General features: G+C 57.6%; 9 protein-coding genes. 5 read left to right on the forward strand and 4 right to left on the reverse strand.

Going from position 1 to position 9,402, the window contains the following annotated elements; all coding sequences use genetic code 11:
- The coding region (locus tag H1Y01_RS19145) for a hypothetical protein (protein ID WP_180542434.1) at positions 1 to 357 on the forward strand (357 nt) is incomplete at its 5' end.
- Here H1Y01_RS19145 and H1Y01_RS19150 read toward each other — a convergent pair.
- Together H1Y01_RS19150 and H1Y01_RS20200 are read right to left on the reverse strand one after the other, a co-directional pair.
- Complete coding sequence (locus tag H1Y01_RS19150) at positions 354 to 938, reverse strand: toll/interleukin-1 receptor domain-containing protein (RefSeq protein WP_180542436.1); 585 nt, start codon at positions 936 to 938, stop codon at positions 354 to 356. The genes H1Y01_RS19145 and H1Y01_RS19150 overlap by 4 nt on opposite strands.
- Entirely contained in the window at positions 935 to 1,159 is a 225-nt protein-coding gene (locus H1Y01_RS20200; RefSeq protein ID WP_180542438.1) for an HU family DNA-binding protein, read from the reverse strand. The genes H1Y01_RS19150 and H1Y01_RS20200 overlap by 4 nt, the downstream gene beginning before the upstream one ends.
- A gap of 154 nt (positions 1,160 to 1,313) precedes the next feature.
- On the opposite strand from H1Y01_RS20200, the gene H1Y01_RS19160 reads away from it, so the two are divergent.
- Positions 1,314 to 1,742, forward strand: coding sequence for a hypothetical protein (locus tag H1Y01_RS19160; RefSeq protein ID WP_180542440.1), 429 nt, complete (start codon positions 1,314 to 1,316; stop codon positions 1,740 to 1,742).
- Between the two features lie 41 nt (positions 1,743 to 1,783).
- The gene (locus H1Y01_RS19165; protein ID WP_180542441.1) at positions 1,784 to 3,097 is read left to right on the forward strand and encodes an MATE family efflux transporter; all 1,314 of its coding nucleotides are present in this window, start codon (positions 1,784 to 1,786) and stop codon (positions 3,095 to 3,097) included.
- Positions 3,098 to 3,101: 4 nt separating this feature from the next.
- Here H1Y01_RS19165 and H1Y01_RS19170 read toward each other — a convergent pair whose 3' ends face one another.
- Entirely contained in the window at positions 3,102 to 3,491 is a 390-nt protein-coding gene (locus tag H1Y01_RS19170; protein ID WP_180542442.1) for a DUF3052 family protein, read from the reverse strand.
- Positions 3,492 to 3,615: 124 nt separating this feature from the next.
- Here H1Y01_RS19170 and H1Y01_RS19175 point away from each other — a divergent pair, with 124 nt between their 5' ends.
- Positions 3,616 to 4,278, forward strand: coding sequence for a bifunctional 4-hydroxy-2-oxoglutarate aldolase/2-dehydro-3-deoxy-phosphogluconate aldolase (locus H1Y01_RS19175; protein ID WP_180542444.1), 663 nt, complete (start codon positions 3,616 to 3,618; stop codon positions 4,276 to 4,278).
- Between the two features lies 1 nt (position 4,279).
- Here the strand turns inward: H1Y01_RS19175 and H1Y01_RS19180 are convergent, their stop codons facing one another.
- Entirely contained in the window at positions 4,280 to 7,417 is a 3,138-nt protein-coding gene (locus tag H1Y01_RS19180) for an efflux RND transporter permease subunit (protein WP_180542446.1), read from the reverse strand.
- Positions 7,418 to 8,570: 1,153 nt separating this feature from the next.
- On the opposite strand from H1Y01_RS19180, the gene H1Y01_RS19185 reads away from it, so the two are divergent.
- On the forward strand, positions 8,571 to 9,402 hold an 832-nt coding region (locus H1Y01_RS19185), incomplete at its 3' end, for a hypothetical protein (RefSeq protein WP_180542448.1).

Here is a 9,402-nt window from a genome sequence, read left to right on the forward strand (position 1 = left end):
AACCGCCAGCAATTCGAGCCGCTGAATGTCTCTAGTCCAACCGTCCTCTCCGGCACGGCAACCGCATTTGTAGAGTTTGGGTACGGCGAGAACGGCGCCCCGGTACGTATGAACTGCACGACGCGGAACGAAGCTTGTGCGACGGCCAGTCCGGCGGGGACAGCCATCAACCTGGATGCTCCGTTCTACTTCGAAAAGACGGAAGCTTCCAGGTTGAAACCAATTGCCTGTACTCAATCCTGCAGTGTCGTGATCCCGGTACTTCCGCAGCACGTCGTGTATGTCCGCTGGGTATTTCTGAACTCGGCGGGCGCAGTGCTTGGCCGCAGCGCGACTTATCCCGTCGCGATGAATTAGTGATCAAGCAGAGCGAAATCGGTTCGAGACGGTACATTCTGTTCCAGAATTCGGAGGATTCGCGCGAACCCGTCCGTCCACGATGGGAATAAGTCGACATATTGAACCTCGCTTTCGATTCGCGCTGGAATCCGGCAATCATCCAGCCTTACGGGGATTAAGAAGACCTTCTCAAGCGGCATACGACGCGCGCAATCCAGTGCGTAACGGAGTTCCGCCTGGAAGCCGCCGCGCTTCGACGTGGACCGCGTACTGAAGCAGGCGATCACGAAGTCCGTAACGGACAGCGCATCCTCGATCGCACGCGGCCAATTCTGCCCCGGCAGTAGCTTGCAGCGGTCTATCCACGGATCGAAGCTATGCGCCGTGAGCGCGTTGCCCAGGCTTTCCACTGCGGAATAGTCTTCATGGACATAGGTGATAAAGATCTTTGGCATTTGACGGCTCGCGAACACAAAGCCTCCGCTGGAATTGGGGACAAAGGAACCGAGTCCGTCAATGTCGATACGCGCCCCGCGGTCCAGCGCCGCTTTTACGATCTCTATGATTGAAGTCTCGGGAAGTTGTCCGGCGTGATTCATTTTTGCGGAACCCCGGTCTTGGACCTTCCCGGCTTTGGACTAAACTCGATCTGTCCGGCTTCATTTACCGCAAACCGGCCGAATTCGGGTAGATCCGCTGAGCGCCCGCTGCGGAGTTTCGTCAGGACGTCAGTTACCATTCGGTCAATTTGGTCTGCCGCTTCTCCGCGGCTGACGCCGGTATTGCGCGCAAGCTGCCGCGCCAGTTCACGTTTGTTCATGTCGGTTAGGGCGCCCGTAGTTGACGGATACTCTCGCACCAGCTATAGCACCTGGAAACGATAGTTCGCGACAAATCTGTTTGTAAGTTGTTGACGCGTCAGCGAAGATAGCTGCGAATCTTATGGGACGCTTCGCGGCGTTAAGATTGATTGGATGCCGTTCGTGGCGATCACCCGTCTACGCGTACGCTCCTGGCGCTATTTGCCCCTGTTCGCTGTGCAAGCGCTCCGGTCCGCCCGCCAGGCAGCTTCAGCAGACGGCAGTCTGGCGGTTCGCTTATTGAAGTACGAGAGAAACACTTTCTGGACGGCTACGGCTTGGACGCACGAGCAAGCCATGCGAAAATTCATGCTCGCCGCTCCCCATGGTCCGGTAATGCGCAAACTACTCGATTGGTGCGATGAGGCCTCGGTCGCCCATTGGAATCAGGAGAGTCCCGAGTTACCCGCGTGGCCGGTACTCTCGGCACGCATGCAAACCGATGGAAGGCGTTCGAAAGTGAACCATCCTTCTGCCGATCACACCGCCTATCGAATTCCGCAGCTCCCGAATAATCCTAGAGGCGCTTTGCGTTTCAAGTGATCGCACCACGCAGGGAGTCTTTGTGGCCGGAAGTTCGTCACATGCTGTCGCTTGCCGCGCCGGTAGCTTTGGGCGAGCTCGGTTGGATGTCCATGTCCGTAGTCGACACGATCATGGTCGGCGGACTGGGACCGGCGGCAATCGGAGCTACCGGAGTCGGCGGGTCGTTATTCTACGTGTTTGCCATTTTCGGAGTCGGCCTGCTGTTTGGGCTCGATACCCTGGTATCTCAATCCTTCGGGCGAGGCGACCGGGAGGACTGTCATCGTTCGTTAGGTCAGGCGCTCTGGATCGCGCTGCTTCTTGTACCGATCATTATGTCGGTTGTGCGATCCGTCCCGTTCTTCTTCCCGGTTTGGGGCGTGAACCCCGGCGTATCGCGTGAGGCTATCCCGTTTCTACTGACGCTAAGTTGGAGCACGCTTCCGCTGTTACTCTATGGCGCGACGCGGCGCTACCTGCAAGGAGTCGGACATGTGCGGCCGGTCATGTTCACTTTGATTAGCGCAAACCTGATCAACTGGTTCGCTAACTGGCTTTTGATTTACGGCCACTGGGGATTTCCCCGGCTAGGTGTGGTTGGGTCGGCGCTCTCGACTTGCCTGGCGCGCTTATACATGGCTGGGTTGATTGCGGTGTATCTAATCCGGATCGAGCACGCCGCCGGATTTCGCATAAAGACAATTTTCAGAAGACCGGAAATCGCGAGAATCGTTCAGCTACTCAAGCTCGGCCTTCCCGCTGCTTCCCAGATCATTCTCGAGATCGGCGCGTTCAGCGTTGCGTCGGTGCTGGCCTCCAGGATGAGCGCGGTTGCCCTGGCGGCGCATCAGGTGGCCATCAGTTGCGCGTCGGTGAGTTACATGGTCCCATTGGGGATTTCGTCCGCGGCGGCGGTCGGTGTTGGGCAAGCGATCGGAGCCGGGCAATTCGCGCGCGCCCGGCGGGCCGGTTATATCGCGCTCATCATCGCATGCGTCTTCGCGGTTTGCGCCGCGTCGCTGTTTATTGTCTTGCCGCTGCCGATCCTCCGAATCTACACCGCCGACCGGGAAGTCCAGCGGGTCGGGATTATTCTGCTAGCTCTAGCGGCGCTCTTTCAGTTAGCCGACGGAACCCAAACTGTACTTACCGGCGCGTTGCGGGGGGCGGGTAAGACGAAATCGGTCGTGCTGGCAAACCTGGTGGGCTACTATCTGGTTGGATTACCGCTAGGTTGGCAGCTGGGGTTTCGAAGAGGCTTCGGAATCGTAGGGCTATGGGAGGGATTGACGTTTGCACTTATCGGCATCGCAGCCGCGCTCTTATGGGAATGGAATCGGGAGTCGCGAAGGTTGGGTACCGCCGCCGGTTGAGCGGTTAGTCGGACGATACGATTTTCAGACGCATCGCCGACCAGGTGGAATCCACCGAGAACAACGAGACGGCTTGGAGGCCGATGGTGGGCGCATATTCCCGGATTACATCCCGATCGATACCGCCGGGCTTCTTCCCCATTCCTTTCGGGTAGCTCACCCACAGGATGCCGTCGCGACTCAGGCGCTGCTTGATCTCCGGAAGCAGTTTGCGCAGGTCGTAAAGGGAAGCGACGAACACTTGAATCGCATCGGCTTCTTTTGCCGTCGGCGCGACTAGTTTGACTTCAGGAGGCAGGTCTACAAGAGAGGCTAGAAACCCGTCCGGCGGGTCGATCACTTGTAGCCGCTGACCCGGCTTCAGCATCAGCTTTTGTGCGATCGTCTTGCTCATTTAGTTCGACTGACTAAGATTCTACATCGGATCGCGGCGGAGGTTTACCCGCGAGAGTAGTCGGGCGAAGGCTCCAATTCGTCGCAAGCCTCACAGGATCGCTGGAATAGAATAATCTCACGCTATGAATAAGGCTGAAGTGTTCGAGCAAGTAAAGAAGACCGGAATCATACCGGCCCTGCGGAGCACGGACGGAGACATTGCCGTGCGCGCGGCACAGGCGATTTGCCTGGGCGGTATCCCCATCATCGAGATTTCGATGAGCATGCCGGGCGTCGAGGCTACCTTGAAAACGGTCGCAGCGAAATGCAGCGGGGACATGCTGGTCGGCGCCGGAACGGTTACGACCGGGCAAGACGTTCGCATCGCCAAGGAGTGCGGCGCTCAGTTTATTGTCACTTCAGGATTCAGCGCGGAAGTGGTGGAGGTTGCCAGGGAATACTCTCTGGCTATCTTCGCAGGCGCCCTCACGCCCACCGAGGTGCAGATCGCGCGAGAGTATAAGGTGGAAGCCGTGAAGCTATTCCCCTGTTACTCGGTCGGCGGCCCGCGCTACTTGAAATCCCTGCGGACACAGTATCCCCAAATCGACTTTATCGCTTCGGGCGGGGTCGACTTAATCAACTGTACGGAGTATTTCCGGGCCGGGGCTTGCGCGATCGGCGTCGGCGGCGAGATCGCCGACTCGGATTCGCTAGCGGCCGGGGATTACAGGGTGTTTACCGTGCGCTCGAAACGCTTTCGGAAAGCGATCGAAGAAGCGCGGCATCTAATGGGTCACCAGTAACTTACTCTTCTTCGAATCCCGGCTCGGGCGCGGGCAGGTAGTCGTTCTCGCGGGCAATCCAGACGTAGAGCGTCGGCAGCACGAAGATGCTCATGATGAGCGTGGCGCTTAAACCGCCCACGATAACAATCGCGAACGGCCGCTGCGAATCGGAACCGATGCCCCGCGAAAGCGCCGCGGGAAGCAGCCCCAAAGTCGCTACCAGCATGGTCATCATGATGGGACGCAATCGCAGCACAGCGCCCTCGACCGCGGAATCTTCAATCGAGTGGCCGCGCGACCGCAGCTGATTGATGTACTCGATCATGATGACGCCGGTTTGTACCGATACTCCAAATAGCGCGAGCATTCCGATACCTGAAGAGACGCTAAAATGCGTCCCCGAGAAGTAAAGCGCCATTAGGCCGCCGATGGGCGCGAGAAGTACCGTAACCATCACGAGGCCGGCCCACTTGAAAGAACCGAACATGGAATACAGCAATATGAAGATGGCCGTCATGGTGATCGGAACTATGATCGAGAGGCGCTTGTTCGCGCGCTGCTCGCTGGCATACTCACCGGCCCAATCGATGTTATAACCTTTTGGCAGCTTAATCTGTTTATTAACTCTTGATATCGCCTCACCCACAGTGCTCCCCAGGTCACGGCCGCGCACGCTGTACTTGATTGCGACATAGCGCGAGTTCGCTTCGCGGTAAATCTCGGACGCGCCGTCCGTGGTCTTCACCGAGCAGAGTTGCGCCAGCGAAACGCGCTCGCCCGTGGGCGCCAGCAACCGCACGTCTTCGATAGCCGACGGAGTATCCCGGTAATCGCGTTTGTAGCGGGGCACCAGATCGTAGACCTCCTCGCCCTTGAGCACCTGGGTAACGGCTTTGCCGCCGACCGCGGTTTCGATCGCGTCCTGAACGTCGGAGACGTTGATCTGATAGCGCGCCGCCTCGTCGCGATTGACAATGAAGTTCAGATTCGGCTGACCTAACACGCGAAAGAGGCCCAGATCCTGCACGCCGGGGATCTGTCTCATCAGAGTGACAATCTTATCGCCGATATCTTCCAGAGTAGGAAGATCCTTGCCGAAGATCTTGACCGCCAATTCACCTTTCACGCCGCTGACGGCTTCTTCGACGTTGTCGGAGATCGGCTGCGAGAAGTTCCAAAGTACGCCCGGAAACTTATTAACTTCCCGGTCCATGGCGGCGATCAGTTCGTCTTTATCCTCGTGAAATACCGGTCTCCATTCCGCCTTGGGCTTCAGATCCACAAAGTATTCGGTGTTGAAGAAGCCGGTTGTATCCGTGCCGTCATCCGGGCGTCCGACTTGCGACACGACTTGAGTCACCTCAGGAAACGAGGCAAAAGCGAGGCGAGCCTTTTCCATGAGTGACGAACCTTCATCCGGTCCGGTACTTGGCGCCAGCGTGCCTCGAGCCCAGATGGCGCCTTCATCCAGGTGCGGTAGAAATTCGGAACCAATGCGGCCGCCGATGAATAGCCACATGGCGAACGCGAAGAGGCAGAGTACAGGCACGAATACCAGAACACGAAGCCGGATAGCTCGCCGCAACGTGCTTCTATAGTTCCGGATGAGGAAGATCAATACCGGGTTGCGCCATTCGCGCACATTCTTCCGGAACAGAATACTCGACAAGACGGGAGCAATCAGAATCGAGAAGATCAAAGCGCCCAGCAGCGCGAATGCGACTGTCAATGCCATGGGACGGAAGAGCCGCCCCTCGACGGCCTGCAGCGTAAAGATGGGGAGATACGCCGTGATGATAATGGCTATTGCGTAAAAGACGGGACGTTGGACTTCGTGCGCGGCATCGCGAATCATTTCCAGCGGTGTCTTGCCGGGGCGCTCGTGTCCCATATGCCGGACGATATTCTCGATCATGACGACCGCGCCGTCCACCACCATTCCGAAATCCAGCGCTCCAAGCGATAGCAAGTTCGCCGGCACGTTGGCAAGCCCGAGGCAGACCGAAGCAAACAAGAGCGAAAACGGAATAGTAAGCGCGACGATGAATGCGCCCCGGACGTTTCCGAGAAATACAAATAGAATAATGGCAACCAGGATCATACCTTCCGTCAGGTTATGGAGCACGGTATGAGTGGTGTAATGCAGTAAGTCGCTACGATCCAGAAACGGAACTACCTTGACGCCCGGCGGAAGCAGACGGTCATTCAATTCCTTCACTTTAGCGTGGATACCGGCGAGAGTTGAATCGGATTCCGCGCCTTTCCGCAACAGGACAATTCCTTCGACGACATCGGGAGAATCAATTACCCGGCCATCCTTCAGATGAATGGCTTTGCCGATTTGACCTAAGCGAATCTTTGCGCCCTGCTCCACCGTGGCCACGTCTTCAACCCGAACCGGCGTTCCATGCGCGGCAGTAAGTACGACGCGGTCGATATCCTGAGTTTTCTCGACCAGCCCGACTTCCCGGATATTGACCTGCTGCAAACCCTCCTGGATGAAGCTTCCGCCGGAGTTCACATTGTTGTTAGTCAGCTGCTGCTCGACCTGACTCAAGCTGAGGCCGTATGCGATAAGCTTGTCCGGGTCAATCCGCACCTGGTATTCGCGAGTGGGGCCTCCGAAGCTCGAGACATCCACCACGTTCGGAACGGATTTCATCTGCTTCTCCATCGTCCAGTCTTCGATGGACTTCAAATCCATGAGATCGTACTCCGGATTCGTACTCTTCAGCGTGTACCAATAGATCTGGCCCACCGGACTGTAGTCGGTTCCCATCTGGGGCTGGAGCCCGTTAGGGAGATTCACTTGCGCCAGGCGTTCCAGCGTCTTCTGGCGGTTCCAATCGTTATTGGACCCATCGTCGAAGATCAGCATCACGCTTGAAAGGCCGAACAGCGAGGTCGAACGCAGGAACTGGAGGTGAGGGATGCCGTTCACCTGCGTTTCGATCGGGATGGTGACCTGCTGCTCTACTTCTTCGGCCGCGCGGCCGGGCCACTGAGTAATAATCTGGACGTAGTTATTCGCGACGTCCGGATAGGCCTCGATCGGTAAGTTATGAAACGCGATGGCGCCCCAGACTAGCAAGACGATGGTGATCGCCAGCATTAGCAGCCGGTTCCCCAGGGCAAAATCGACTAAGGCGCGGATCATGTCTGTTTAGAGAACTGTTTCGAGCGGGCGCTACGGTCGCCGACGAAAACTAGAGTCAGGTAGCTTCAAGCCCTATTGTAAGATCCCTTGGCTCGGCGATTCGGGGCCGTAAGTGCCAAAAAACGCCGCCTAGCAGCCCGTGGTGAAACCCGCTTCCTCAGGGTCGCGGCTCTGTAACTGATTGATCCTACTCAGCCGCGCGCGCAAGCAAGCGGTGTTTTGAGACTTCTACCACCTAGGTCCAGGTTCGTTTGATACGGTTGTCGATTCTGGGTGTCTAAATAAAAAGTCGCTTGTGCGTGGCCTAGTGCAAGAATCAACGCTCGCTCGGATGCGGGAGCCGGACTGCCATAACCGCGTGCTGTGAGCCATCGCTGCGTTTATTACTCCAGCCCGTCTGAACTGCGCCCGCCCCGTGTCCACCCACACACGCTCTCCCTCTCCGTAGAGCCGGGACTCTAACATACACTTTGCCCGTCGCGTTAGCACTTGCTCTCGGAAAAAACGGGCTTTCCAAAAAATGGTCGCGCGGCGAACCGGCCCTTGTCGTTTGCTTTTCGGTGATTCGACCGCGAACGGGCAAAGGAGAGCAACGAAACGGGTTCGTCCCGGGTATCCCCGATTCGAAGTCAGTTCCGGAGGCTTAAGATCCCTTGGCCCCTTTCTCTCGTTCTTCTCGCTCTCTCAATTGAGGGCGTTTCTGCATTCTCGACTCGGTGTTCAGTCGACGGGATCGTTTCCAGGGACAAAAAAGCTTGCGTTTTTCGGGGTTTAATGGTTCCATAGCTCAGGTCAGCTACCGTATTGTGAGCGTCAGACGTGCCGGCAGTAGCCTCTCGCCAAACACGGTCATGGACAAAGGAGTGGAATGCCGCTTAAAGCGCACCGAATCGTAGCTGTTCTGGCAATCACAGCTAGTTGTTTGCCGGCTACGGCTAGTACGAACCAATACACCGGGATAGTGTCCGCAAACGGTCCGTTCCGTTTGGACGGGGCGCTTACTGGAGGTGGCGCGACTCTCTTCTCGGGCTCGCTTTTGGACACCGCGGAATCTTCAGCGCGCGTCCGCTTGAAAAACAATGCGAGCATCTACGTCGATCCCGGGAGCCGGGTGCGGCTTTTTGGCGATCGCGCTCAGTTAGAACGCGGATCCATGTCCTTTGCAAACACGGGGTCCTTCGAGATCGATGCGGCGTCGATGCGCGTAGGTCTTGACGGGAGCGGCGCCTCGGGTCACGTGGCGCTGACCGGTCGTGCGATCCGAATCGCCATGGCAACTGGTTCCGCGGCAGTTAAGAGCTCGCGGGGGGTCGTCGTTGGTCACGTCTTGCCGGGTTCCGCATTGGCCTTCACAGCGCTTCCCGAGAATCGCGGTCTATTTACCGCGGTCACCGGACGTATAGATCGTTCGCAACAACTGCCCCAACTCGTTGATGAGACGTCACAAGTGAAGTTCGTCCTTCAAGGCGCCGGTTTAGACGGCTTTTCCGGGCAGCGTGTCCGAGTTTCCGGAAACATCGCGGAAAGCGGTTCCGAAAATGCGCCGGCGACCCTTGCGGTGACTCAAATCGCGATGGCGACTCCAAGGGGACAAGTTCCGGAAACCAGCACTGCCGCTGTTGCCGCGAGCCTGAACATCGTGATCGAAGAAGGGGACCAGGCGGTAAATAACATCAAAGAGCGCGTCGCGCGAGAAGTGATCGTGAAAGTGGAAGATGAGAATCACAAACCTGTATCCGGCGCCGCCGTAGCGCTTCTGCTTCCGCGTTCCGGGGCGAGTGGTGAGTTCTTAGGCGGCGGCGAAACCTTCAATGCGGTCACGGACGACGCGGGCCGTGTTACAGCCAAATTCGTTCCGAACAGCACTCCCGGGCGTGTGACCATTCAGGTGCAGGCTCAAGCAGGCTCCCGGAAAGCATCCCGAACCTTCACCCAGGAGAACGTGATAGCCGCTGTTGCGGCGGGCGCGGCAGCAGCTGGAGCAG

The organism is Nevskia soli (assembly GCF_903970205.1).
Taxonomy (GTDB): Bacteria; Acidobacteriota; Terriglobia; order Bryobacterales; family Bryobacteraceae; genus Bog-113.

Bases quoted from the DNA above. Each gene is read 5' to 3' on its own strand.
- H1Y01_RS19150 (WP_180542436.1), bottom strand. From the start codon at position 938: ATGAATCACGCCGGACAACTTCCCGAGACTTCAATCATAGAGATCGTA.
- H1Y01_RS20200 (WP_180542438.1), bottom strand. From the start codon at position 1,159: ATGAACAAACGTGAACTGGCGCGGCAGCTTGCGCGCAATACCGGCGTC.
- H1Y01_RS19160 (WP_180542440.1), top strand. From the start codon at position 1,314: ATGCCGTTCGTGGCGATCACCCGTCTACGCGTACGCTCCTGGCGCTAT.
- H1Y01_RS19165 (WP_180542441.1), top strand. From the start codon at position 1,784: ATGCTGTCGCTTGCCGCGCCGGTAGCTTTGGGCGAGCTCGGTTGGATG.
- H1Y01_RS19170 (WP_180542442.1), bottom strand. From the start codon at position 3,491: ATGAGCAAGACGATCGCACAAAAGCTGATGCTGAAGCCGGGTCAGCGG.
- H1Y01_RS19175 (WP_180542444.1), top strand. From the start codon at position 3,616: ATGAATAAGGCTGAAGTGTTCGAGCAAGTAAAGAAGACCGGAATCATA.
- H1Y01_RS19180 (WP_180542446.1), bottom strand. From the start codon at position 7,417: ATGATCCGCGCCTTAGTCGATTTTGCCCTGGGGAACCGGCTGCTAATG.